This window comes from Rhizobium laguerreae, assembly GCF_019778565.1.
Classification (GTDB): domain Bacteria; phylum Pseudomonadota; class Alphaproteobacteria; order Rhizobiales; family Rhizobiaceae; genus Rhizobium; species Rhizobium laguerreae.
In genome coordinates, this window is sequence record NZ_JAAXQT010000005.1 from 143,800 (window position 1) to 166,470 (window position 22,671).

The following is a 22,671-nucleotide window of genomic DNA, read 5'->3' on the forward strand; positions in this document are numbered from 1 at the left end:
GGCCTACACCTGTCTTATCGAACGGGGAGCACTCATCCTCGAACGAAAAAGGAGGCAGGGAGATGATTACCATTGACGAAGCGCGCAAGATCATCGCCGCAGGCGAGGCGCGGGCTAAAGAAATCGGCGTGCCGGTCAATATCACGGTCCTGGACGCCGGAGCCCATCTCAAGGCGTTCAGCCGAATGGACGGCGCCGTGCTCGGCTCGATCGACCTTGCTATGGGCAAGGCCCGGACGGCCGTATTGTTTCAAACCACAAGCGAGGCCGTCTGGGAATATTGCAAGCCCGGCGCTCCCGCCCATGCCCTCGAGTTATCCAACGGCGGCCTGGCTCCCTTTCCCGGTGGCATCTCGCTTTTTGCCCACGACGGCACGGTGATCGGCGCCGTTGGCGTTTCCGGCGGAGCGGTTCCGCAGGATCTGGAAATCGCGAAGGCAGCCGCTGCAGCCGTCGCGTGACGTGCCAACCCTTGCTTTTGACCAACCCTAAAGTATCGAAAGGAATGTCGCATGACCAAGACCATTTTGATCACTGGTGCAGGCTCCGGCTTCGGCAAGGCTGCCGCCATTGGCATGGCCAAGAACGGCCACAGCATTATCGCGACCACACAGGTTTCGTCGCAGGTCACTCCGCTGCGTGAGGAGGTCTCCGCCCTCGGACTGAAGAACGTTCGAGTCGAGCGTCTCGACCTCACCGACGCCTATGACATCAAGCAGGCGCAGGGCTGGGACTTTGACGTGCTCTGGAACAATGCCGGCATGGGCGAAGCCGGTCCGGTTTGGGAAATCCCGATCGAGCTCGTTCGCAAGAACTACGAAGTCAATGTCTTCCTGCCGCTGGTGCTGACCCAGGGCGTCGTCCAGAAATGGGTGCGCGAACGCAAGAAGGGCAAGGTTGTTTTTACGTCCTCCATGGGCGGCCTCTTCACTCCGGCCAACTGGGGCACCTATGTCTCCACCAAGCACGCTTTGGAATCGATCGCCGAAGCGCTGCAGCAGGAACTCGCCCCTTATGGCATCAAGATCCAGACGATCAATCCGGGCGCCTACTACACCGGCTACAATGAGACCATGGCCGACAATCCGTTCCGCTGGCTGGACGACAGCAAGAACTTCACCAAGCGCGCAGATCTGCGCAAGGGCTTCGACGATTTCTTCGCCACCCCCGAAGGTATGATGGACCCGAAGGAAATGATCGACCGTATGATCGACGTCGTCCCGGCCGACACCGGCAGGTTCCGCAACGTGGTACCGAAGGTCGTCGAGGACATGCTGAAGGAGCATCAGCTGAAAGCCTGGGAAAACCAGATCTAAGCAGAATTTTTGGCGGCGAGCTCTGCAAGCGACACCCGGCCAGCGGTGTCGCGCCACCAAACCGATCCTTGGAGGAAACCATGTCCATCATCGCAACCGCAACTGTCCGCAGCCCGGCACCCTTAGTCCGCCGCATCTTCAACGCTGCCCTCGGCATCGCCGCCACCATACTGGCTCTGGGTGGGATGGAAGTGCGTGCCGCACCGCAGACGCTGACCGAGACTGAACGCCGCAACAAGACGACTGTCGAGGCCGGCTTTGAAGCGTGGGCGGCCGGCACAGGCAGCCCTTATGACCTCCTCGCTGACGACGCCCGCTGGACGATCGAGGGCTATTCGTTGGCATCGAAGACCTATTCCAGTCGCGAGGCGTTCTTGCGCGAAGTGATCCGCCCGTTTAACGCCCGCATGAAGGCGCCGCTGAAGCCCGCGATCCGCAACGTCTATGCCGACGGCGACACTGTGATCGTCTTTTTCGATGCCCGCGGCATCGCCCGCGACGGGGAGCCCTACGCCAACACTTATGCCTGGTTCCTCGACATGCGCGACGGCCGTATCGTCCGCGCCTCGGCCTTCTTCGATTCGGTCGTGTTCAACGCGTTTTGGACCCGTGTAACGCCGGCCGACTAGCCAGAACCAAACTTACCGTTTCAAGGTCGCGCGGCGGACATCCTGCTGGCCACCAGCCGGCTTCCCGGGATTCAACCGCAGGATCGGGGCGGCAGGCGACTGACGCCTGTTGCCGGCTCCGTTATTTGACCGGCTCAACATCCTTGGCGAAGGTCGACCGTCAAAGGGCGTCGCGCTCGTATCGCGGCGCCCATCCGCGGGCCATCCCGCGGCTCATCACTCTTTCCGCCAGCGCCAATTGCTGGCGGAGATGTTTGCAGTCATCGAGCAGCGAGCGTATCGCCGCCTTGGCATTGTCGTCATGCCAGGCAAGCACGGCTTCGACTTCCCAAGCTTGATCGGGCCAGCTTTGATCCGGCCAAGCTTGACCAGGTCCAGTTTGTTCGGGGCGTGCCCGATGGGGTTCCAAGGCTTTTACCGGCTGCATCAGTTCAGCGCCAACGGCAATTGAACAGGGCGCGGCAACGGCGGCAGCGGCCGGCTGAGTTCGACCTTTCTCTGCCAGGCGGCACGACGCTGTTGATCCCGCTCGCGGGCTGCGCGGGATGCTTCGACAAGCGCGAGAGCGTTGGCGATCACCTGTTCCGTATGCGTCATGATCATCTCCAATGTTCCTGTTTTGTTCTAAGTTAGAACTTCGGCAAGAAAAGTCAAGCGTCGGGACAATATGGCTTTGAGGATGGGTGGGAAGCGCGGAGAGTATTCAGTCCGCTGCTTCTATGACGGCAATGCCCGCCTCCTGTGCCGCCCTGATGAAGGCCGCCCGAACGTGTTCCGGCGGGAGATCGCCGATAATCGCATCCAGGCACGACTTGACGGCCTCGAAATACTCTTCGCCGTCGTCTACGGGCCAGTCGCGCAGGAGCGTGCGCGCGGCGTCCCACACAGAGTTAATAACGGCGTAATGGCCGAGCCCCATTGAGGCCAAGCCAACCGGTCGAAAATGTGCCGTCTGTTTCACTTTGCTACAGCTTTTCCCAATTTCGGTGGAGCTCATGGGTACGATGCAATTTGCATGCCGTTGGTAGGCCGCGTCACCAGCCGAAGTGCGGCTTCACGGGATTCGATCTTGGTCAGCGATGCTCGCAGTGTAGACGCTCCCCTTCGTCCACTCCAGATCCCTGCAGCCGGCCCGGTTTGAGAACACGGAGCTTGAACTGACGCCCTCCGATCAGTCTTTAAGCGAGCGATTATGGTAAATATCGGGCTCCCAGTCCCGCGCCTGCTGATTACGTCTCAGTCTTTCCTTTTATACTCTATAAGAATTACAGCAACTCATATGCTTTGCGCGACGCAGGACGCTCTCTAATCATTAATGGATTGTACCAGAGGTGGACGGAGTTTCATCCGGGTCGTACAATCCAAATCTATCTGCACGCGGATCTGGGAGGAGCGCGATGCCTATTTTCATGGACCGGCACTTTCTTGAAGGAACCACAGCCGCCGACGTTGCCCGGGCGCATCGCATGGATCTCGACATTCAGGACAAATACGGCGTCAAGTTCTTGACCTACTGGTTCGACCAGCGGCGCGGTACCGCCTTCTGCCTCGTGGATGCGCCGGATGCGGAAACGGCGCAATGCGTGCATCGAGAGGCGCACGGTTTCGTCGCCGGCGAGGTCGTCGAGGTCGCCTTATCGGCGGTCGAAGCTTTTCTTGGCCGAATTCACGATCCTGAGCCGGCGCCTGGACAGTCATCCAGCGACGTCGATCCCGGCCACCGGGCAATCCTCTTTACCGACATCGTCGGATCGACAGCAATGACATCGCGCCTCGGCGACCGCATTGCAACCGAAATGGTCAGGGCTCATGACGCTATCGTGCGCAGATGCCTCAGCCAGAATTCAGGCCGAGAAGTGAAACACACCGGCGACGGCATCATGGCGACCTTCGCCGCGACAACGGCAGCGGTCGCATGCGCCATGGCGATCCAGCGGGAATTCGAACGTTACAACGGCGGAAACTCCGAGCCTCTCCATATCCGCATCGGAGTGGATTGCGGCGAACCGGTCGAGGACAGCAACGACCTCTTCGGCTCGACCGTGCAACTTGCCGCGCGTCTCTGTGCGGCAGCCTCCAGCGACCAGATCCTCGTCTCGGAGAATATTTTTCGGGAATACGGCGCCGCCGATCTCTTCGCTCACGCAACGCGCCGACGATTCAAGGGGTTCTCGAAGCCTATGTTGGTCTTTCGATGCGACTGGGCCAATGCCGGCGTAAACTAAGATCTGCTGGATCCGACACCCGAATAGCCGGCTGCCTCTTGGCAGGGCTCGCCGCGGCGCTTTGTGGCCAAGAAATAGGGGATCATCCGATCTGTAGATATCTAAAGCAGAACGCGCCGCAACTGATGTCACGGCGCGCCCTCACCTGCCATGCAGGCGGCCCCCAACAGCCATGTCTGATTAAGCATTACCAATTTGATAATTCATCAGCCCGTCGAACCTGGGACCACCCTCGACCTTGGCAAGCACGCCCGACATCTTCAGAAAGCGCCGGAAATTCTCGCGCGCAGCGCTCAGCGGGAAACGCCCGTTGGCCGTATCTCTGCACGCCTTCAACAGCGTTTCATATGCCAAACCCCGTTTGTCCTCCGGCCACCCGTCCAGAACATCGAAGATTTCATCGAGGCATGTGACCTCATCGATGAAATGTTGACGATGAAGCAGAATCGGATCAAACCGAGTTGACGACATAGTATCCTCCCATTTATATTACTTTTTTATGGTGTAATTTTACTCAAAAACCGCAATCTATTCAAGTCGAAATCGCGCCCGCTTGACTATTAACGTCGCGGAACTACTTCCATAGGGACGGAATAGCCCGATCAGCTTAGACTTACGTGAATTTAGTCATCGGCTGAGGCCGCGACGCATCACGATTATAGATTGATTGATCAATCGCGCGAATGTTTCGGTTCAGGTGAGCGTGATCTAGCGGGCAAGAAGTTTTCGTATAGGCTCGCGTTAGCATGGTAGATTGCGACCATGACAAGCTTGTGAGGACACGTTCAGATGAACCGATTTTTTCCATTGGTGGCGGCAGTGCTGATCGGTGTGTCCGCGTTCACGTCTTCCTGCACGTCGCCTGCAAGGCAGGATCACCAGGATTTTCAGTATCAGCGGAATACATCGGTAAACCCGGCATGTGCGGATGGGTTCAGACCCAGCAATGCTCGCTCGTGCAGTTATTGAAAGGCATAGAGCCGGAAATTGGGCGGCACGCTGCAGCAATTGGACCGGTTGGGAACTCCAAGCCCTGCCTCACCGTTAGATGATCGGGTCACAATGGCCCGACCCTTAAACAGGAGAACGGTTTCCCATGAACAATTTGATCTGGCTTGTCGGCGCTGTCGTTATCGTGCTCGCGATTTTGAGTTTCTTCGGCTTCCGCTGATTGCAGACGTGCTGATGGCATGCGGCGGCTCAACCGCGTCTTCTTCTCCCGGCGATCGTATGGACGAGGGGAAGCCGGAGCACGCGCCTGGTTGAAAACACTTCACGAAACGCGATTGATCCGCCAACGCCTCCTGACAGGTTTCGAGAAGGCCGAACCGGCTGTTTCGCCAAAGGAATTTTCGGTCGTCGGTTGTGACGTATTCACAGCATTGGCGATACCGCCCAGTTGCCGCCTAACAAACACCAGCCACTTGCCACCGGACATACGCGTTCCATATCGGAGATCTTGAGCATTGGAGGAAAGGGAGACCGACAATCCTGCGATGTCTTGTTCCTTTCAGTGCACTCGTTCTTGCGGGTTGCAGCGGTCAGCAGTCCGCGCTTAGTCCCGCCGGCGAGGAATCGGAGGCGGTCTATCGGCTGTTCGTCGTCATGGTTATTGGCGGCATTTCGATTTGGGTCGGCGTAACCTCCCTGCTCCTTCACGCTGCGCGCCATCGACGGGAAGCATGGCCGGCGGAGAAGGCCGGCGCGCTCATTGCCTGGGGTGGCGTTGCATTTCCGACTGTCGTCCTTCTGCTTTTGCTGGGCTACGCAGTCTGGTTGATGCCGGCGATACGGCCTTGGAACCCGCTTGCAGCAAAGGATGGGGCGATCGAGGTGACGGGGGAGCAGTTCTGGTGGCGTATTCGCTATCCGGCCGTCGGTGACCAGCCTGCTTTCGAGACCGCCAACGAAATTCGCCTGCCCCTCGGCCGACCGGCGACTTTTTCCCTCAAAGCGACCGACGTTATTCATTCCTTCTGGATTCCGGCGCTGGGCGGCAAGATGGACATGATTCCGGGCCGGACCAATTTCCTCACGCTGACGCCAACGCGCACCGGCAGCTATCGTGCCCCTTGTGCCGAATTTTGCGGAGCCTCGCATGCCTATATGGCATTGTCGGTCGTCGTCATGGAGGAGGACGATTATAACGCCTGGCGCAGCAGGCTGATCGATGGCCAGGCAAGCGCTGCGAATGAAGGCGGACAACTCCTGCAGCGCCATGGCTGTGTGGGGTGCCATTCACTCCGTGGACTGCAGATCGCCGGCCAGACCGCCCCGGATCTCACCTTGATCGGCGCCCGCCTCTCGATCGGCGCAGGTGCGCTTGCCAACACGCCGGAAAACATCGCCCGCTTCATTCACTCACCCTCATCGGTGAAACCGGGCGCAAAGATGCCCGCTTTCAACATGCTTCCCGAAGATGATATCGAAGAAATTGCCCGCTATCTCGGGGGGCTCCAATGACGGAACCACTCGCTTCGGTCTCAGCCGAAACATCCGCCGCGCAGGAAGCGGAACTTCGGCGCGTATGGGCCAATCCGAAAGGCTGGCGTTACTGGACCTCCGTCAACAACACTCAGATCGGCCTTTGGTATGGATCGGCCGCCTTCATCTTCATGCTGTTTGCCGGCATCCTCGCGCTGCTCATGCGCCTGCAACTGGCAGTCCCCGACAACGACTTTCTCTCCGCCGATCTCTTCAACCAGGCCTTCACGCTGCACGGCACCGTGATGATGTTCCTGTTTGCCGTTCCGATCTTCGAGGCCGTCGCAATCTTCCTCCTGCCCTCCATGCTTGGCGCGCGGGAGTTGCCGTTTCCGCGGCTTTCCGCTTTCGGCTTCTGGAGTTTTGCGCTCGGCGGCGTATTCGTCTGCGGGTCGATATTTTTCGGGGCGGCGCCCAATGCGGGTTGGTTCATGTATCCGCCGCTTGCCACCGACAAGCAATATTCCGGCATCGGCGCGGATATCTGGCTGCTCGGCCTTTCCTTCATCGAGGTCGCCTCCATCGCCGCAGCCGTCGAGCTCATCGTCGGCATCATGAAATGCCGGGCGCCGGGCATGCGGATCAACATGATGCCGCTCTTTGCCTGGTATCTGCTGATCGTGGCGGGCATGATCCTCTTCGCCTTTCCGCCGCTGATTGCCGGCGACATCCTGTTCGAGATGGAGCGGATGTTCGACTGGCCTTTTTTCGATGCAGCACGTGGCGGCGATCCGCTGCTCTGGCAGCATCTATTCTGGATTTTCGGCCACCCCGAGGTCTACATCATCTTCCTGCCCGCCATCGCGCTGATGGCGATGATCGTTCCGACCTTCGCGCAGCGTCCGATCGTCGGCTATTCCTGGATCGTGCTGGCTGCGGTCGGCACTGGGTTCCTGAGCTTCGGGCTCTGGGTCCACCATATGTTCACCACGGGCCTGCCGCAGATTTCACTGGCCTTCTTCTCGGCAGCGTCCGAGGCCGTCGCAATCCCGACCGGAGTGCAGATCTTTGTCTTCATCGCCACCATGCTGGCCGGCCGGGTGATCTTTTCCCTTCCCATGCTCTTTGGCGCCGGGGGACTGGCGATCTTCATCATTGGCGGGCTGACCGGCGTCATGGTGGCGCTCGCGCCCTTCGACTGGCAGGCGCATGACACCTATTTCGTCGTCGCCCATCTCCATTACGTGATGATCGGCGGCATGCTGTTTCCGGTGGTTGCCGGAATCTACTATTATTATCCGCTGGTGAACGCACAAAAACTTTCGGCTCGATGGGGCAAAATCGCCTTCTGGCTCATGTTCGTCGGTTTCAACACCGCCTTCTTCCCCATGCACCTGACCGGCCTGCGCGGCATGCCGCGGCGGGTCTTCACCTACCCCTCCGATGTCGGCTGGAACCTCCTGAACCTCGTCTCCACCATCGGTGCTTTCATTTTTGCCGCAGGTGTCACCATCATCGTCGTCGATGTTCTGCGTCCTAAACATCGCGAGCCGAAAGGCGAAATGAACCCCTGGAATGCCGGAACGCTCGAGTGGATTAGCGAGCCGGAAGAAAATTGGGGCGTGCGGTCCATTCCGATCATCAAAAGCCGGTATCCGCTCTGGGACCAGCCGGAGCTGATCGACGGCATCAAGGCGGGCCGGTACTATCTGCCGGACGCGGCCGATGGTCGGCGCGAAACGCTCGTGACGTCGGTTCTGGACGCCGAACCGCTGCAATGCCTGCGGGTCGGCGGCACATCGCTTCTGACCATAATCTCCGCTTTGGCACTTGGCGGCGCATTCATCGCACTGACCTTCCATTGGTGGATCTTGACGGCGCTATGCGCCGCCGTGACACTTGTCGCCATCCTGATCTGGCTCTGGACCGGAACCAACGAGATACCAAGGCAAAACCTCAGGGATATCGGGCTTGACAAGCAGGTTCCCCTTTATGCCTCCGGCCCGGCTTCGGTCGGCTGGTGGGCGGTCTTCATCACCATGGCCGGAGACGGCACGGCCTATGCCAGCTTGATGTTCGGCTATTTCTTCTACTGGACGATCCATCCCGATTTTACAGCAGGATTGCCTGGTCCGGGCAGGATCTGGCCGCTGATGGCGGCCGCGCTCTTTGCCCTTGCCTGGCTTGCCATGCTGTTTGCGCGATCGATCAATACGAATGGCCGGATGGCATCTGTCCGCCTTTGCCTCCTCACCTCCACGATCCTCACACTTGCGGCCTGCGCCGCCGGTCTAGCGGGTCCCTATCTGTACGACATGCAGCCGACGGCGCATGTCTATCCGGCGATCGTCTGGGTCATCGTGCTCTGGACGGTCCTTCATGGCCTAGTTGCCGTGATCATGCAGTTCTATTGTCTGGCGAGTAGTTTTGCGGGTCGTCTGACGGCGGAATATGACGCCGATCTGCACAATGTCGTGCTCTACTGGCATTTCCTGGTCATCACTGCCCTCACCTCCTTCGGAGTGCTGGGCCTGTTTCCAGAGTTGAGGTGACGAGATGCGCCTGATCCCAAAAGAGGTGGAAACGCTCTGGACCCTGTTTACCGGGCCCGCCGTCTGGGCTCTGCACTTTCTTGTCTGCTATGTCGCAGCCGCTGTCTATTGCGCGAAAGCATCGGAAGTTGCTTTCTCTTTCGGCATGCTCCGCTTTACCCTGTCCATTGCGACGGTTTTCGCGCTGCTTGCCATTCTCGGTGCCGCCTGGCTCGCTTGGCGGCAATGGGGCTTCGGCAGCGGCGATCCGCCCCATGACGAACCGACGAGGCAAGACCGGTTGCTGTTCCAGGGCTTTGCAACACTGCTGCTGTCAGGCCTGAGTTTCGTCGCGGTCATCTTCGTATCCGTCCCGCTGCTTTTTATCGAGGCCTGTGCCCGATGAAGAACCTTGCTCTTGTCGCCGGCATCTTTGCCCTTTGTCTTGCGCTGGCGCTTCTTGCGACGACCTGGAACGGCGGGTCGCTGACGGCGCATATGATCGTTCACATGACGACCGTCGCCATTGCAGCTCCGCTGTTGGCGATAGCGGTCGGCGGCAGGCGGCTCGATCCCGCCGTCCATCTCCCCTGGTTCGGGCCGCTACTCGCCTCAGTCGCCGAGCTCCTCGTCGTCTGGCTCTGGCATATGCCGGCGCTCCGTCGGCTGGCGGAAACGCGGCTTGATGCGATGCTTCTCGAACAGGCAAGCTTTCTTCTCGCCGGCATTCTGTTGTGGACCGCGTGTTTCCGGCGTCATGAGGAAGGCACCCAGCGGTTGGCGGGCATCATCGGCCTGCTCTTCACCTCGATCCACATGACGCTGCTCGGCGTCCTGCTGACCCTTGCTCCCCGCCCGCTTTATGGGGTCGGAGATGTCACCTGTCTCGGCTTCGTCCTTGGCCGCGACACCGATCAGCAACTCGGCGGTGTCGTCATGCTCCTGGTCGGCGCAGCCGCCTACATGCTCGGCGCCATCATCCTGCTTGCCGACGTCCTCAAGCCTACGTCTTCAAGGGGCAGCCAATGCGGATAAGGTGGAGACGGATATCTGCCGGCACCGCAGTACTTGCTGCAGTGGGCCTGTTCGTCGCCTGGGCCGGCATCATCGACATCCGTGCAAGCACCGGGCATTGGCGCATCACGGACTGGTTCCTGCATTGGGTGATGCGGTCATCCGTGCGCACGGCAGCGCTCGGCGGGCATGCGCCACGGTTTACGGCGGCGATGCTGCCGCTTGCCGCAGGTCACTACGAAACCGGATGTGCGGGCTGCCATGGTTCACCGGCGATGCCGCGACCCGCCGCTGTCGAAAACATGCTTCCTCCTCCGCCCAACCTGCAGCATGTCAACGCGACATGGAATGATGCCGAGCTCTTCGAGGTCGTCAAACATGGCGTGCGCTATACCGGCATGCCCGCCTGGCCGTCGATGGAGCGGGATGACGAGGTCTGGGCCATGGTCGCCTTCCTGCGGGAATATCCAAGCCTCGACCAAGCCGCCTATCAGCGGCTCGCCGGCTTTTCCGCGACGGGATCCCGGGACTTCGATGCGATCGTGAAAAGCTGCGAAGGCTGCCATTCGCCGGCAGGCCCCGATGAAACCAGCCTCATTCCGCGTCTCACAGACCAGTCGGAGACTTACCTTCGTGACAGTCTCGAGGCTTACGCGACCGGCAAGCGTCCAAGCGGTGTCATGAAGGTTGCGCTCTCGCAGACATCGAGCGAAGACCGGAAAAAGCTGGCCAGCTATTTCGCCAGCCAGAGCGTAGTCACTGAAACGGGCCGGCCTTCGGGAATGATCTCTCGCGGCAAGGTCCTTGCGGAACGCGGTGACCGGACGCGTGGCGTCGCGGCCTGCGCCGCCTGCCATGATGCTGCCGGTGTCAACGAGGCCTATCCACGCCTTGCCGGCCAACCGGTGCCCTATATCGAAAACCAACTCGGTCTTTTCCGGAGCGGAAATCGTGGCGGCGGCGCCTATGCTGATGTGATGACCAGGGCTGCTGCAGGTCTGAGCGACGAGGATATTCAGGCGCTCGCAGCCTATTACGAGGCGTTGCCCCAGGATTGAAACTTTCCTGCGCGACGATGGTCGCCGATCGCAAAAAGTGGATGATCACCCCCTCGGCCTTCCTTTACAATCAGTCGTTTCGGCCTTCCAAGGCAGATGGCAAAGGAAAATCGATGGCTCGTTTTATGGGTCCGGATCAAGCGGCTCAATCGGAAAAGCGGACTGCAAAAGCTGATCGGCTGGAGGGCTTGGCCCGTGATGTGACAGCCGTCAAGGTCGGCGACTGCCTGCTCGGTTACAAGGCCGTCCAGCGCCGCATGCGGACCGGCCGCTGGAGCCATTTCCGCGGCCGGATGCGCGAGATCGAAAAATTGATCAGGCACCGTCACGGAGACATCGTGCCCGAGGCCGATGACGCCTTGATTTACGTCGAGGTGATCGCCGGCCTCGCTCTTGTCGAATTCAAGGAAGAGTTTGTCGAGGTGGTCCTCGGCTGGGCGGCGCGATGGCTTCCCTGGGCTAGGAAAGCCGACATAGAAGACGTGATCTACGAGCGGACAAAAGTGCGCTTTTCTGACTTGTCCGCCGACGCGCTCGGCCATGCTCTACACCTCAGCTACGCAGAACGGAGCGCCCTCGATATCCGCACCATTGGTGCATTCGATGTGCCGAAACAGAAACGAGCAAAACTTCAAAAGGAAAAGCGGCGGCAGCGGGACCGGAGCCGAAAAGAGGAGCAGCGCCGTGCCGCCGGCGCGCTTTCCAGAGCCGATTATCTCGCCAATTCTTTCAGCCAAGCGCGCCCCTGGGAGGCTTTCGGCATCAGCCGCCGGACGTGGGAACGCCGCGGCAAACCCATGCCGAAGCCCGCGACGATATCGGATTGCGATCCGATCTCGCTCGCCGCTTAGGCAAGCGCTTTCGTCAGCTTTAGCCGGGTGGTCCGAACCAGCTATTCACAGCCTCTTGCAGACCATCCTGCGCCCCGTCGCCGACCCACACCACATATCCATCGGGCCGGATCAACACTGCAGTTGGCGCCGAGACCAAGCCCAGCGCCGGCAGCTCCCATGCGCCCTCATATCCGGCGTCGACCAACTTGATGCGGTCCGACCACCGCGTGTTGCCGACGCTGCCGGGCGCGCCAAGGTTCAGGAGCACCGGCCGCGCATCCTGGAGCAGCGTAAAGAGACGCATAGGACCGACAGCCGTGGTGAGGTCGAGGTCAGGCATGCGGCGGCCGAGCAGCGGATGCCCCTCGCCAAACTCGTAGTGGATCGCCAATCCGGACATTTCGGCAGCGATGCGTTTGCGCGGTTCCTCCATGCCAAGCAGCTCCGTTACCACGTCACGCAAGGCTTCAGTGCGATCGTCGGTGCGCTGCAATGCCACCTGCGCCATCGTCATGCGCAACACGCGGGCGGCAACCGGATGCCGCTCGGCGTGATAGGTGTCGAGCAAGGCGTCAGGCGATCTTCCTTTTACCACCTGGGCCAGCTTCCAACCGAGATTGACGGCATCCTGCACACCGGTATTCAGGCCTTGCCCGCCGACCGGAGAGTGCACATGGGCGGCATCGCCGGCGAGGAGTACCCGCCCCTTGCGGTAGGCCGTCGCCTGCCTGGACATATCGGTGAACCGGGAAATCCAGTTGACGCGATGGAGTCCGTAATCCGTTCCAAATGCGGCGAGGAGGGCTTCCCTGAGATCGCTGAGCGTCGGTTCGGTCGTGGCGCCGGCATTCTTCTCCGGCACCATCACGCCGATCGGACCTTCCTTGGCAAAGATGATCTTGCCGTCGTGGATTTCATACTCCTCCCTACCGAAGGCATAGATGCCAAGGGCCGTGCGATGGATGCCCAATGGCGGCTCCTCTTCCATCTCCACCTCGGCGAGAATGTTGCCGGTCGTCGCATCCCACCCTGCAAACGCAATGCCGGCAGCCTTGCGAACCAGACTGCGGCCGCCATCGCAGCCGACGAGATAGCAGGCCCCGAGCGAGGCGCCATCGGAGAGTTCGATGATAACGCCGCTGTCATCCTGGGCGAAACCCGTTACCTCAAGGCTGCGATAGATCGGCACCGCCAGCTCGCCGACCCAGCCGGCCAGAATGCGCTCGATATGCTTCTGCCGCAGCGCCAGCCCGTAATTGCGCCGGGTCGGAAAATCGCTGATATCCAGACGCGTCACCGCAAACCCCGTGACCTGGGCTATCTGCCCTTCCGCGAGGAACCGGTCGAGGATGCCGCGCTGATCGAGAACCTCGAGCGTGCGTGCGCTCAGTCCGCCGGCACGCGTACCGGCAAGCTCCTGGTCAGGGCGGCGCTCGACAATGGCGACGTCGACGCCCGCCAAGGCCAGTTCGCCTGCCAGCATCAGGCCCGTCGGCCCTGCCCCTGATATCACGACTGCATGTTCCCTCATCCGCAAACTCCCTATTCCGCCGCTCCTTCAGGATTCCAGACAGAGCTGGCCCACTAGTAATCGGTCCTGCGCAGATGCCGATTTTCTCTGTCGCAGGTTGTTCTCCCTATAATAAGAGTTCCATACTGGTTGGAAGGACTTGCGACAGGATGTCGGGCTTGCTCTCTAAAGCCATATTCTTTGCCATTTGCTGCTCTTGTGCCGTGGAGCCTCAGGCGTTTCAGCACGACCTGACCGGGTGGGCGCTGGATGTTGACAGGCATCTTCCCCGGTCATCGTCCGTTCTCGAACGGCGGCCAATCAATGACTTGGAAAGGGTATCTTACTGCGGAGCCGGAGCTTTTTGCGGAATCGTCTCGGCCGCCGGTCGCTCGGACGGATCGGCGGGATGGCCATAGATCATGTAGGCGGCGCCTGCCAGCACCCCGAGGACGAGAAGAGTGAGCACGTACAACATCATTCCGCGGATGGCCGTCTTCGGTGTCTTGTCCATCAGGATCTCCAAGATTGCTCACAGTCAATTTCATGCGAGCGCTTTTGGTTCCGACGCGGCGGTTGTTCAGGTGAATAGCCGCGCACGGAACGATCGGGTCCGAATTTGGTTTAATCCACATCCTCATCGCTAGCGGAGGCCATCATGTGGGCAATCCTGACCGGAGCCGCTCTCATCATCGGCGGACTTCTTTTTCTTTTTACGTCGGCGCTTGGTCGAAAACCGAGTAATCCGCACCAAATGCCGCAAGGCGGCACCACGCTGGAACCACGACGCCAAGGCCTCAGGTTCCTCGGCATATCCCAAAACTGGCCGGCGCTGGCCGTTATCGCGATCGGCGCACTTCTATTGGCTTTTGGGGGATATTCATGACCGACACTCCTTGGGCGTCTTAGCTCCTTCGGCAACAAAAACCCGGCTTTCACCGGGTTTTTGTTCAGGCATTACCAAGTCTGGCGACCGCTCCAGTCATCGACGTCCCGTTTCACACGGTCCTTTTCGAGGCCATACCGCTCCTGGATCTTGCCTTCCAGTTGGTCACGCTTGCCGGCGATCTGGTCAAGATCATCGTCCGTGAGTTTGCCCCACTGCTCTTTGATCTTGCCCTTCGCCTGCTTCCAGTTTCCTTCGATACGATTCCAATCCATGGTGGATTTCTCCTGTTGTTGATGAGGAGAAAACGGACCGCAGCGGACGTTGGTTCCAGTGTCTGAGCCAATTTTACAAACCGTCGCGTTACCTGCAACGACGCGCGTAAACGACAGCCCGGGCCATGCGCGCGAGTGCTCGCCAGCAGTCGATCGCCATCGGCTTAGTTCAGTGCTTGAGCAAATGAGCACCTATTGTGCCGACCATAGTGCGGAGATCATCTTTCGACCGTACCCCATGCTCGAACATGGAGATCAACTCTTGAGCTGCTTTAATTGCACTTGGGCTATCCTTGGAGCAGCAGCGAGCGGCGCACCATTCGTCATAGATGTCTTTGATCATTGTGAGGTCTTCTGGACCCAGAGCCGACTTGGAGCCGTGCATACCTTGAAACATCGCAATCCTCCCAGATGCTGACGTGACACGTAACCACAAGGCACTGATTTTATGCCAAGTTCCGGAGATTTCAATGTGCGGTATAGGACAGAGCGAAAGACGCAAGGCTCTGCCCGCGTCCAATCAAACCCAGACTCCAATCAAGAAAATCGCAAACGATTTTTGAAACGACAATAGATGTGAAAATATTAATCTAAGCGTGAAGCAAATCATTTTCCCAGTGTTATACTATGTCGACGGGATAGGAACAATGTCACTCGATATATTCGTCGTTCTCTACAATCTAGGCGGCCTTGACGCACTTAACGATTCTCTGCGGAGCCTGTCGAATGAAGAAAGGCTTGGTGCATTACTCTCTCTTCAGAAGATAGGGTACGAAGTGATCTGGAACGCCCGGAGAAAGCCAGCTTCCGCATATGTGTGGAGTGGTCCGAACGAACACGAGTTGTCAGATGGGACAAAGGCCTATCCGGAAGATTGCGATGAGACCTCACGAGCTTGTGTCTCCCTTCATGCGCTGAAAAAGGAGATGTTTATTCTCTATCGTTCCAAAGGAAGTGAGGGCGATCATGATCCGATCCCAGATAGCCGACGCACAAACCGCATTGAGCGACGAAGAAGTCGCGCTTTGCCAAAGAGTCTTTGACCATATCAGCTCGGTGCGAGAAATCACGACAGACACCGAGCGCGAAGATCTGGCTCAGCGGGTTATCCATTCGTACCAGCATGGGGTGAAGGACGAGGCCGCGTTAATGCGACTGCTGATCTGAGAGCGCGGCGGCAATCTTGAAGGCCAGAAATGGTGAGAGCGTCGGGGTTCGAACCCGAGACCTACTGAATAAAGGTCAGTTGTATCAGCAGGTATCTCTTTGATTTTACTTAGTAGTCCTGTATTAATTTTCAACTGTGCGTAAAACTGTGTGTACGAATAAGCGGAGATTAGGCCGCTATTTGAGGGTGTGCGATGGCCCTTAGTGCCGGCCGCCTCCCCAACAAATTTTCAGAAAAAGGCCACCAAATCGCGCCGGCCATCCACCACACGGACGATCTCGACCGCATCAACTTGAATTTTGCCCCACATTGCGACAAGGTGCCATCGCAAGGATGTAGTCTTCGACTTCTGCTGGTGAATATACGCACCGGCACTTTCATGTAAACGCCGAGCCAATTAGGTGGCTTAAAGGGCAAAATGGCTTTTGTTCTGAAGACCTTCGGTAGGTTGCAGCTCGTTGACGAGGACGGCAATGATGTCGCGTTTCCCGAGAAAGGCCTGCTGCTCCTCGCGTATTTGTTTACAACCGATCAAGGTTCCGCGGATCGAGCAACCCTGGTGAGCTTTCTGTGGGGCGACGCCGATAGGGACGACACGCTTGCGACTTTGCGTAAGTTGATTTCGAGAATGAAGGCCCGTCAAATTGAACTCGGGATAAATATCCTTTCATCTCAGGGCAACATGGTCACCGTCGACCGGGAATCTCTGTCTTCCGATATTCTGCTGTCCGGGACGGAGGAAGAGGTTGAACCGTTCTCCCGGCTTAAGCTTCTCGTGAAGCTCATGAACCAGCCTTTTCTGGAGTCGGTTCACAGTCATAGCCGTCGGTTTCAACTGTGGCTTGCCGAGCGCGAAATTAGCCACATCGCACTTCTCGGAAGTACGTTGAGAGCGGCGTCCCGACTGGCGCAATCGCCGAAGGAATCCGAACTCCTGAGGAAGGCTGCAGTTATCCTATTTCGGGCGGAGCCGAAGGATCCCGATACGCTGCAAATGCTCATAGAGATATTCCAGGCGGAAGACGAGGTTGCGTCCCTTCGGAACCATTTTGAACAGCGGCGGAATGCGATTTTGCGAGGGACCGCAGCGCGCACCAGACCCGACGGTGACGCCATATCCCTCCGTCCGACATCATCGCCTTCGATGCCGAAACGCGAGACCGCTTTTCCCCTTGAGCCGCAAGATATCCGGATTGCAATTCCCCGCCTGGTGCTGCTTCCGCCCAAGAACCAATCCGCCCGACCCCAAGTCGGTTTTCTAGCCGCATCTTTGGTCGAAGATATCACAATCGGATTTTGCGCCTTCAACAGCCTGGAGGTCATAGCCCCCTATTCGGCAGTTCAAATCGGCCACCACGTGGAGACGCAGAAGGCTTTCTTTGAACGGCATCGCGTCAATTATATTCTCGATACCCGGGTCAGCAATACGGGCGATGAAGTCACCCTGTTCGCCCAACTGATCTTTTTCGACCAAAATCAAATTGTTTGGGCGGAAAGATTCAGCCTTGATCATATGGATCTCGTCAAAGACCGGAGAGTAGTCGCCCGACGGATCGCGCTCTCCGTGTCCAGTGAAATCGAGCGCCATGAGGCATTGCGCGAAGATCTGAACCCGATCGCTTACCATCGATATCTTGTCGGCAGGCGGCACCTGGCACGGTTGACGCTTCCGAATCTGCGGCGTGCGCGCAAGGAAATGAAAGCCGCACTCAGCGTAAGCCCCGATTTCGCACCCGCACTGAGCTCGATGGCGCGGACCTACTCCAAGGAATGGTTGCTGACGGCCCGAGGTGATATCGAGCTTTTGCAAACGGCGGAGAGCTTGGCTAAGCAGGCCACCGAGACACGTCCGGACTTCGCCGATGGGTATCGCGAGTTCGGGGTCGCCAAACTATTGCAGGGGGCGTTTGACGAAAGCGCCGAGGCGATGGAAGTGGCGGAGAGCCTTGCTCCGCACTACGCCGACGTGATTGCCGACTACGCTGACACGTTGGTTCATTGTTCGCTTCCCGCCATGGCCTTGCGAAAGATCGAGAGGGCAATTGAATTGAACCCGCTCGGTCCCGATACCTATTTCTGGACCGGCGCGGGAGCAAACTATGCGCTCGGCGAATTCGAAGCTTCGCTGGACTACATTGGGCAGATGGCCGATCCCAGTCTGGCGGACAGGCTGTCCGCCGCGAGTTGGGCGATGCTGGGCCGCCAGGACAAGGCGCGGATCTTCGTACGGAGGTTTCGCGAAGGCAATCCGGACTTCGATGTGGACAAGTGGTTGTCCGCGGTTCCAAGTAAAGAGCAATGGCATAAAGATCTTTATCGTCAAGGCCTGAAGAAAGCTGGATTTTAAACATCAATCGTTGGAGGGAATAACATGGCTACAGTTGTTGTTATTAGTGTTGAAGGTCAGGACGGGCTCTGGATTGCGGATCTGGACAACGGCACCGTCGTACCGCTCCCGGAGCCTAAATCGGGCGGCCTGAAAGTGGTGACAGACCTTCGCGCGACCGGGACAACCTTGACGAAGGGCGTGAATATTGCCGTGGTTGTTAAGTCTGCCGAGGCGGCACTTTCGGGCCACTATGATGGCTGAACGCCTATAAGCCTTGGGGGACAAGCTGGACGGCGGAGATTACTGCTCGCCGTTCCGCACCAAACAGGCCGCACGTCACGGCCTCCGTTGGGGCAGCGGCTGGCACCGCGCCTCCCGCAGCCGACATGACAAATGCAGAGGCGTAGGTTCTGTGCGACAGTAGGGCTTTAAGCCTCAATATTGTCGAGCATCGAATTCTTCAATCGTTTCAGGGTCCTGCTTATATTCCCATTGCATACCGTTCAGCCGGCGCCAGATTTGTCCCGATGGGTTTCGGGCGGCGCCGTCGACGTGGCACATATTCCCGAATGAGCTGCTTGGCAGCGTCGGCAAAGGTTCTTTCCAGCTTCAGCTGACCCACCCGGCTTTTGCCCCGGAGCTCAAGATATCAGTCCTCGGCAAACTTTGGCCAGCGCAAGACTGTCCGTCTTGGTGCTCACGTGCCACTCCCGGCCCTCCAAATAGGTTGGAGCATTTCCACAGAGAACTCTGGGCGCGACGATAGATTCGAACCTTGTCACCGAATACCGTATGCGAGGTCACTTACCCTTCCGGACTGTGCGAGACATGTGTGAGGGGTATTATGGCCGATATTTAGGCCAATCCCAGGCTTTAAGCCATTGAAATCGTGGTGAGAGCGTCGGGGTTCGAACCCGAGACCTACTGATTAAAAGTCAGTTGCTCTACCAGCTGAGCTACGCTCTCCCTCTCCGCGGGTGTGACCACCCCGGCTGGAAGTGGGCGGAACATAGGCAGGCGACCCATGCCGGTCAACCGAAAATTTTGCCTTTTGCAAACGTTCGGCACATTTCTTGCGCACGCCAAGACAAATATCTTACGCGCAGAGACAGATTTCTTGCGCGCGCAAAAAGGTGATTGGCAATCGCTTGCATGCAAAGCTAGGAACATCACGCAGATTGCAGCCGGAGAGAATGCGTGTCGATTGCCGATATTTCCCTGTGGAGCGCGCTCATTGCCGGGGCGCTTTCCTTCCTGTCGCCCTGCGTGCTCCCCCTCGTTCCGCCCTATCTCTGCTATATGGCCGGCATCTCCGTCGAGCAGTTCCGCGGAGGCGGTGCGGTGGCGGTGGCGCCCGACGTCAGGCGCGGCGTGTTCTTCTCGGCACTGCTCTTCACGCTCGGCTTTGCCACCGTCTTCGTGGCGCTCGGCGCCGGTGCTTCCAGCATCGGCATGGCGCTTCGCCAGCATCTCGACCTCCTGTCGAAGATCGGCGGGCTGATCATCATCGTCATGGGGCTGAACTTCCTCGGTCTCTTTCGAATCGGGGTGCTGGCGCGTGAGGCGCGCTTCCAGGGCAGCGGCAAGCCGGCGACGCTGACGGGCGCCTATATCATGGGCCTTGCCTTCGCCTTCGGCTGGACGCCCTGCATCGGCCCGGTGCTCGGCGCCATTCTCGGCGTTGCCGCCTCGCGCGAGACGGTCGGCTCCGGCGCCGGGTTGCTGGCCATCTACTCGCTTGGCCTTGCCATTCCCTTCTGGATAGCCGCCGGCTTTTCCGGCGCCTTCATGCGCTTCCTGTCGCGCTTCCGCCGCCATCTCGGCACGGTGGAAAAGGTGATGGGTCTGTTCCTCGTGCTGACTGGCCTCGCCTTCCTGTTCGGATGGGTCAGCAATGTGGCGATCTGGTTCCAGCAGACCTTTCCGATCCTGGTGCAGATCGGCTAGGCCAGCGGCTGCCGATTTTCCGGGCCATGGTGCAGGTGTGCGTGGGCTCCTCCGCTTCCTCCTGCGCCGTCCGTCGCCGGTACCGACGGGCAATGCGGCTTTGCGCGGCCTATCGGGAAAAGCGCCCCACGTTGCGGGATAGCCCATTGGTCAAGGGGACACTCCTCAGTATGCTGAGAATATCTGGCATCCGCACGCCGACGCTGCCATAAATGAGCTTCATCGAGGGAGGCATCGTGATGCAGAAGAATGCGCCGGACTTCAGCCTTGAGGGCAAGGTGACCTTAGTGACGGGAGCGAGCCGTGGCATCGGTCGAGCTTGCGCACTTGCCTGTGCCGCAGCAGGTTCCGATATCGTTTTGGGGGTCCGCGATGTCGCAGCGTCGGCGGGCCTAGTTGCCGAACTCGAGGGAGCGGGGCGAAAAGTTCTCCCCGTTGAACTGGACATTCCCAACAAGGCCCATATCGCACGAGCAGTCGACTCGGCGCTTGCGACGTTCGGCCGGATCGACATCCTCGTCAACAATGTCGGCGTGGCCCCGGGCAATCTCGCGGAACTCGTCGAAGAGAAGGATCTGGACGAGATACTCGATGTCAACATCAAGGGTACCTTTCTGATGACGCAGGCTGTGGGCCGTCACATGATCAAGCGCAACGGCGGCAGGATCATCAACATCAGCTCACAGGCCGGCACCGTGGCACTGCGCGGCGAGGCAATCTATTGCATGAGCAAGGCGGCCATCAATCACCTCACGCGTTGCCTTGCAGCCGAATGGGCACGCTATAATGTCACCGTAAATACCGTATCGCCAACGTTCATTCACACCGATGGCACAGCACCTTTTCTATCCGATGCCGACAATCGCGAAGCGACGCTCGATCACATTCCGCTCGGCCGGATCGGAGAAACCGATGATGTGGTGGGTGCAGTCATCTTCCTTGCATCACCGGCAGCGAGCCTGATCACCGGCACTAATCTGCTGGTGGACGGTGGATGGTCCGTCGCCTGAGATTGAGCCCCCTTGCAGCGCAAGTCCTGTGCAAGTGAACAACGATTTGCCGGACAAGGATCGCCCTACGTCATCGGCAAAGGCGCTGGTCATAAGATTTCGGCCAGGATCAATAGCTCTCATGCAAACTGGCCATGAATTCGGCTCGGAGTGGAAGGTCGGTCGAGCAGACGGACTGTCACCGAGGAGTCGATTTCTTGGCGACTTGCAGACGCCAATGAGGGATCTAGATTCCCTGGATGGAAACCCTCGAATCCGACAACGGCTCTCGGCAGAATTCGCTTCGTCAGGTGCTGCGAAAGCTCGATAGGGCCGACGGCAAGCAGGCGGTCGCCTTTCGGGTGGTATTTGCTGCCATTGATGTCGCCATTCTCGCCTTCTTCCTGCTCGGCCCGTACCTGCGATCGGGTCCGTCCTATCTGATCATCGACTATGCGATAGCCGTGTGGATCGCTGCCGAGATGGCGGGCCGGGCGATTGCCGCATTCTCTCTGCGCGAGTGGATTCGGCGGCCGATGACCTGGATCGACTTTGTGGTGCTGGCCACGCTGTTGCTGCCGGATCTGCTCTTCAATTTCGCTTTCCTGCGGATCATGCGGTTCTGGGCGATCGGCAGGAGTCCGTTGCTTAGGGACTTGCTGCGCAAGGCCGGCTATTCATACCTTCTCGACGTCGTCCGGGCGGTGATCAATTTCCTTGTGTTCCTCTTCATGGCAACCGGGTTCGTCTATACGTCGTTCTTCTATAACAGGGAGGGAGGCGAAGGATTCGTCGATGCGCTATACTTCACGGTCGCGACGGTGACGACGACGGGATTCGGAGACATCACGCTTCCGGGAACGTTGGGCAAGCTCACTTCCGTTGTGACGATGATTGTCGGCATTTCCCTTTTCGTCAGGCTTGCTCAGGCAGTGGTCCGCCCTCACAAGGTGACCTATTCCTGCCACCGATGCGGCCTTCAGCGCCATGACGCGGACGCCGTTCATTGCAAGGCGTGCGGAGAGGTCTTGAACATACCGGACGAGGGATTGTGACCGTCGATCCTAGCGATTTTTGCAATGCTTTCCGACGAGGCTTCGTCCGTCGGATTGCAGCCCGCCCGTGCTGGGGAGCACGCCGCCGCCGGCTTAACGGTCGATGATCCGGCTGACTGAACGGGTACCCAGACGCGGGCTGGCACGACGGGCTGTCTGACCGATACCAAGGCGCCAGCCAAAGCCGCCATGGCGAGAAGGATTGCGACGCAAGGAAAATGACCCCGACGTATCGTTGTCGTTGTCTCGGTAGCTCATCATCCTCTCCTAAAGCGCGCCGGCGGAACGCCCGCGGCCTGGAGAACAGTATGGCTAACGGCAAAAGAGGCGGCTGTTGCACCTAGGTATCGACGACACGTTAGTATGCCCAATACCTTCGTCCACTAGCGGACCCCAGTCATCAGTCGCAAACTCCCGATGCCAACGCTCTCTGAGCATGATCTCGAGGCGGCCATCCATCGTCCATTATCGGAGAAGCAATC

Annotated in this window: 26 protein-coding genes, 1 tRNA gene and 1 pseudogene; 18 read left to right on the forward strand and 10 right to left on the reverse strand. The window is 58.9% G+C overall.

Going from position 1 to position 22,671, the window contains the following annotated elements:
- The first annotated feature begins 62 nt into the window (after positions 1-62).
- The 3 genes from HFO71_RS17115 (at position 63) to HFO71_RS17125 (ending at position 1,945) form a co-directional block, all read left to right on the forward strand.
- Positions 63-461 (forward strand): GlcG/HbpS family heme-binding protein, encoded by a 399-nt coding sequence (locus HFO71_RS17115; protein WP_131642330.1) that lies wholly within the window; start codon positions 63-65, stop codon positions 459-461.
- A gap of 51 nt (positions 462-512) precedes the next feature.
- Positions 513-1,316, forward strand: a complete 804-nt coding sequence (locus HFO71_RS17120) for an SDR family oxidoreductase (protein ID WP_168256284.1) — start codon at positions 513-515, stop codon at positions 1,314-1,316.
- 80 nt (positions 1,317-1,396) lie between these two features.
- Positions 1,397-1,945, forward strand: coding sequence for a nuclear transport factor 2 family protein (locus tag HFO71_RS17125; protein WP_077981058.1), 549 nt, complete (start codon positions 1,397-1,399; stop codon positions 1,943-1,945).
- 160 nt (positions 1,946-2,105) lie between these two features.
- Here HFO71_RS17125 and HFO71_RS17130 read toward each other — a convergent pair whose 3' ends face one another.
- The 3 genes from HFO71_RS17130 to HFO71_RS17140 form a co-directional block, all read right to left on the reverse strand.
- Complete coding sequence (locus HFO71_RS17130; RefSeq protein WP_077981059.1) at positions 2,106-2,372, reverse strand: hypothetical protein; 267 nt, start codon at positions 2,370-2,372, stop codon at positions 2,106-2,108.
- Positions 2,372-2,542, reverse strand: coding sequence for a hypothetical protein (locus HFO71_RS17135; protein WP_162039352.1), 171 nt, complete (start codon positions 2,540-2,542; stop codon positions 2,372-2,374). Before HFO71_RS17135 ends, HFO71_RS17130 begins: the two co-directional genes overlap by 1 nt.
- A 106-nt stretch (positions 2,543-2,648) precedes the next feature.
- Positions 2,649-2,906: a DUF982 domain-containing protein gene (locus HFO71_RS17140; RefSeq protein ID WP_003539480.1), complete on the reverse strand. Its 258-nt coding sequence runs from the start codon at positions 2,904-2,906 to the stop codon at positions 2,649-2,651.
- Between the two features lie 436 nt (positions 2,907-3,342).
- Between HFO71_RS17140 and HFO71_RS17145 the strand changes: the two genes are divergently transcribed.
- Positions 3,343-4,170: a nickel-binding protein gene (locus tag HFO71_RS17145; RefSeq protein WP_131642318.1), complete on the forward strand. Its 828-nt coding sequence runs from the start codon at positions 3,343-3,345 to the stop codon at positions 4,168-4,170.
- Between the two features lie 180 nt (positions 4,171-4,350).
- Here HFO71_RS17145 and HFO71_RS17150 read toward each other — a convergent pair whose 3' ends face one another.
- A complete protein-coding gene (locus tag HFO71_RS17150; RefSeq protein WP_168258353.1) occupies positions 4,351-4,641 on the reverse strand; it encodes a DUF982 domain-containing protein in 291 nt (96 codons plus the stop codon).
- A 1,020-nt stretch (positions 4,642-5,661) separates the two neighbouring features.
- Between HFO71_RS17150 and coxB the strand changes: the two genes are divergently transcribed.
- From coxB to HFO71_RS17180, 6 genes are all read left to right on the forward strand, one after another.
- Positions 5,662-6,633, forward strand: coding sequence for a cytochrome c oxidase subunit II (coxB, locus tag HFO71_RS17155; RefSeq protein ID WP_206116594.1), 972 nt, complete (start codon positions 5,662-5,664; stop codon positions 6,631-6,633).
- Positions 6,630-9,146: a cytochrome c oxidase subunit I gene (gene ctaD, locus HFO71_RS17160; RefSeq protein ID WP_132609558.1), complete on the forward strand. Its 2,517-nt coding sequence runs from the start codon at positions 6,630-6,632 to the stop codon at positions 9,144-9,146. Before coxB ends, ctaD begins: the two co-directional genes overlap by 4 nt.
- A 4-nt stretch (positions 9,147-9,150) precedes the next feature.
- Positions 9,151-9,531: a hypothetical protein gene (locus tag HFO71_RS17165; RefSeq protein ID WP_025394464.1), complete on the forward strand. Its 381-nt coding sequence runs from the start codon at positions 9,151-9,153 to the stop codon at positions 9,529-9,531.
- The gene (locus HFO71_RS17170; protein ID WP_077981064.1) at positions 9,528-10,160 is read left to right on the forward strand and encodes a cytochrome c oxidase assembly protein; all 633 of its coding nucleotides are present in this window, start codon (positions 9,528-9,530) and stop codon (positions 10,158-10,160) included. Before HFO71_RS17165 ends, HFO71_RS17170 begins: the two co-directional genes overlap by 4 nt.
- A complete protein-coding gene (locus HFO71_RS17175; protein WP_168258352.1) occupies positions 10,151-11,197 on the forward strand; it encodes a c-type cytochrome in 1,047 nt (348 codons plus the stop codon). Before HFO71_RS17170 ends, HFO71_RS17175 begins: the two co-directional genes overlap by 10 nt.
- 113 nt (positions 11,198-11,310) lie before the next feature.
- Positions 11,311-12,048, forward strand: coding sequence for a hypothetical protein (locus HFO71_RS17180; RefSeq protein WP_168258351.1), 738 nt, complete (start codon positions 11,311-11,313; stop codon positions 12,046-12,048).
- Between the two features lie 19 nt (positions 12,049-12,067).
- On the opposite strand, the gene HFO71_RS17185 is transcribed toward HFO71_RS17180, so the two are convergent.
- Positions 12,068-13,561 carry an FAD-dependent monooxygenase gene (locus HFO71_RS17185; RefSeq protein ID WP_168258350.1) on the reverse strand — a complete coding sequence of 498 codons (1,494 nt, stop codon included), beginning with the start codon at positions 13,559-13,561 and terminating at the stop codon, positions 12,068-12,070.
- A 322-nt stretch (positions 13,562-13,883) separates the two neighbouring features.
- Positions 13,884-14,054, reverse strand: a complete 171-nt coding sequence (locus HFO71_RS17190; protein ID WP_020049827.1) for a hypothetical protein — start codon at positions 14,052-14,054, stop codon at positions 13,884-13,886.
- A gap of 144 nt (positions 14,055-14,198) precedes the next feature.
- Between HFO71_RS17190 and HFO71_RS17195 the strand changes: the two genes are divergently transcribed.
- On the forward strand, positions 14,199-14,426 hold the full coding sequence (locus HFO71_RS17195) for a hypothetical protein (protein WP_020049826.1): 228 nt from the start codon (positions 14,199-14,201) through the stop codon (positions 14,424-14,426).
- A 71-nt stretch (positions 14,427-14,497) separates the two neighbouring features.
- On the opposite strand, the gene HFO71_RS17200 is transcribed toward HFO71_RS17195, so the two are convergent.
- Together HFO71_RS17200 and HFO71_RS17205 are read right to left on the reverse strand one after the other, a co-directional pair.
- The gene (locus HFO71_RS17200; protein ID WP_168258349.1) at positions 14,498-14,701 is read right to left on the reverse strand and encodes a CsbD family protein; all 204 of its coding nucleotides are present in this window, start codon (positions 14,699-14,701) and stop codon (positions 14,498-14,500) included.
- Positions 14,702-14,870: 169 nt separating this feature from the next.
- Positions 14,871-15,044 (reverse strand): hypothetical protein, encoded by a 174-nt coding sequence (locus HFO71_RS17205; protein WP_231283788.1) that lies wholly within the window; start codon positions 15,042-15,044, stop codon positions 14,871-14,873.
- A 304-nt stretch (positions 15,045-15,348) separates the two neighbouring features.
- On the opposite strand from HFO71_RS17205, the pseudogene HFO71_RS36325 reads away from it, so the two are divergent.
- The 4 genes and pseudogenes from HFO71_RS36325 to HFO71_RS17220 form a co-directional block, all read left to right on the forward strand.
- Positions 15,349-15,540: pseudogene (locus HFO71_RS36325) on the forward strand (hypothetical protein); the annotation flags it as partial.
- Between the two features lie 127 nt (positions 15,541-15,667).
- Positions 15,668-15,868 (forward strand): hypothetical protein, encoded by a 201-nt coding sequence (locus HFO71_RS17210; RefSeq protein ID WP_020049824.1) that lies wholly within the window; start codon positions 15,668-15,670, stop codon positions 15,866-15,868.
- A 419-nt stretch (positions 15,869-16,287) separates the two neighbouring features.
- Positions 16,288-18,216, forward strand: a complete 1,929-nt coding sequence (locus HFO71_RS17215) for a hypothetical protein (protein WP_168258348.1) — start codon at positions 16,288-16,290, stop codon at positions 18,214-18,216.
- 24 nt (positions 18,217-18,240) lie between these two features.
- Positions 18,241-18,459, forward strand: a complete 219-nt coding sequence (locus HFO71_RS17220; protein WP_020049822.1) for a hypothetical protein — start codon at positions 18,241-18,243, stop codon at positions 18,457-18,459.
- A 629-nt stretch (positions 18,460-19,088) separates the two neighbouring features.
- On the opposite strand, the gene HFO71_RS17225 is transcribed toward HFO71_RS17220, so the two are convergent.
- Positions 19,089-19,164: transfer RNA gene (locus tag HFO71_RS17225), tRNA-Lys, on the reverse strand.
- Positions 19,165-19,395: 231 nt separating this feature from the next.
- Between HFO71_RS17225 and HFO71_RS17230 the strand changes: the two genes are divergently transcribed.
- The 3 genes from HFO71_RS17230 to HFO71_RS17240 all read left to right on the forward strand — a co-directional run bounded on the left by HFO71_RS17230 (position 19,396) and on the right by HFO71_RS17240 (position 22,189).
- Positions 19,396-20,145 (forward strand): cytochrome c biogenesis CcdA family protein, encoded by a 750-nt coding sequence (locus tag HFO71_RS17230; protein ID WP_168258347.1) that lies wholly within the window; start codon positions 19,396-19,398, stop codon positions 20,143-20,145.
- A 239-nt stretch (positions 20,146-20,384) separates the two neighbouring features.
- Entirely contained in the window at positions 20,385-21,155 is a 771-nt protein-coding gene (locus tag HFO71_RS17235; protein ID WP_077981274.1) for an SDR family NAD(P)-dependent oxidoreductase, read from the forward strand.
- A gap of 239 nt (positions 21,156-21,394) precedes the next feature.
- The gene (locus HFO71_RS17240) at positions 21,395-22,189 is read left to right on the forward strand and encodes an ion channel (RefSeq protein WP_077981072.1); all 795 of its coding nucleotides are present in this window, start codon (positions 21,395-21,397) and stop codon (positions 22,187-22,189) included.
- Positions 22,190-22,282: 93 nt separating this feature from the next.
- Here HFO71_RS17240 and HFO71_RS17245 read toward each other — a convergent pair whose 3' ends face one another.
- Positions 22,283-22,447, reverse strand: coding sequence for a hypothetical protein (locus HFO71_RS17245; RefSeq protein WP_168258346.1), 165 nt, complete (start codon positions 22,445-22,447; stop codon positions 22,283-22,285).
- Between the last annotated feature and the right edge of the window lie 224 nt (positions 22,448-22,671).

Bases quoted from the DNA above. Each gene is read 5' to 3' on its own strand.
- HFO71_RS17115 (WP_131642330.1), top strand. From the start codon at position 63: ATGATTACCATTGACGAAGCGCGCAAGATCATCGCCGCAGGCGAGGCG.
- HFO71_RS17120 (WP_168256284.1), top strand. From the start codon at position 513: ATGACCAAGACCATTTTGATCACTGGTGCAGGCTCCGGCTTCGGCAAG.
- HFO71_RS17125 (WP_077981058.1), top strand. From the start codon at position 1,397: ATGTCCATCATCGCAACCGCAACTGTCCGCAGCCCGGCACCCTTAGTC.
- HFO71_RS17130 (WP_077981059.1), bottom strand. From the start codon at position 2,372: ATGCAGCCGGTAAAAGCCTTGGAACCCCATCGGGCACGCCCCGAACAA.
- HFO71_RS17135 (WP_162039352.1), bottom strand. From the start codon at position 2,542: ATGACGCATACGGAACAGGTGATCGCCAACGCTCTCGCGCTTGTCGAA.
- HFO71_RS17145 (WP_131642318.1), top strand. From the start codon at position 3,343: ATGCCTATTTTCATGGACCGGCACTTTCTTGAAGGAACCACAGCCGCC.
- HFO71_RS17150 (WP_168258353.1), bottom strand. From the start codon at position 4,641: ATGTCGTCAACTCGGTTTGATCCGATTCTGCTTCATCGTCAACATTTC.
- ctaD (WP_132609558.1), top strand. From the start codon at position 6,630: ATGACGGAACCACTCGCTTCGGTCTCAGCCGAAACATCCGCCGCGCAG.
- HFO71_RS17165 (WP_025394464.1), top strand. From the start codon at position 9,151: ATGCGCCTGATCCCAAAAGAGGTGGAAACGCTCTGGACCCTGTTTACC.
- HFO71_RS17170 (WP_077981064.1), top strand. From the start codon at position 9,528: ATGAAGAACCTTGCTCTTGTCGCCGGCATCTTTGCCCTTTGTCTTGCG.
- HFO71_RS17175 (WP_168258352.1), top strand. From the start codon at position 10,151: ATGCGGATAAGGTGGAGACGGATATCTGCCGGCACCGCAGTACTTGCT.
- HFO71_RS17180 (WP_168258351.1), top strand. From the start codon at position 11,311: ATGGCTCGTTTTATGGGTCCGGATCAAGCGGCTCAATCGGAAAAGCGG.
- HFO71_RS17185 (WP_168258350.1), bottom strand. From the start codon at position 13,561: ATGAGGGAACATGCAGTCGTGATATCAGGGGCAGGGCCGACGGGCCTG.
- HFO71_RS17190 (WP_020049827.1), bottom strand. From the start codon at position 14,054: ATGGACAAGACACCGAAGACGGCCATCCGCGGAATGATGTTGTACGTG.
- HFO71_RS17195 (WP_020049826.1), top strand. From the start codon at position 14,199: ATGTGGGCAATCCTGACCGGAGCCGCTCTCATCATCGGCGGACTTCTT.
- HFO71_RS17200 (WP_168258349.1), bottom strand. From the start codon at position 14,701: ATGGATTGGAATCGTATCGAAGGAAACTGGAAGCAGGCGAAGGGCAAG.
- HFO71_RS17205 (WP_231283788.1), bottom strand. From the start codon at position 15,044: ATGATCAAAGACATCTATGACGAATGGTGCGCCGCTCGCTGCTGCTCC.
- HFO71_RS17210 (WP_020049824.1), top strand. From the start codon at position 15,668: ATGATCCGATCCCAGATAGCCGACGCACAAACCGCATTGAGCGACGAA.
- HFO71_RS17215 (WP_168258348.1), top strand. From the start codon at position 16,288: ATGGCTTTTGTTCTGAAGACCTTCGGTAGGTTGCAGCTCGTTGACGAG.
- HFO71_RS17220 (WP_020049822.1), top strand. From the start codon at position 18,241: ATGGCTACAGTTGTTGTTATTAGTGTTGAAGGTCAGGACGGGCTCTGG.
- HFO71_RS17235 (WP_077981274.1), top strand. From the start codon at position 20,385: ATGCAGAAGAATGCGCCGGACTTCAGCCTTGAGGGCAAGGTGACCTTA.
- HFO71_RS17240 (WP_077981072.1), top strand. From the start codon at position 21,395: ATGGAAACCCTCGAATCCGACAACGGCTCTCGGCAGAATTCGCTTCGT.
- HFO71_RS17245 (WP_168258346.1), bottom strand. From the start codon at position 22,447: ATGAGCTACCGAGACAACGACAACGATACGTCGGGGTCATTTTCCTTG.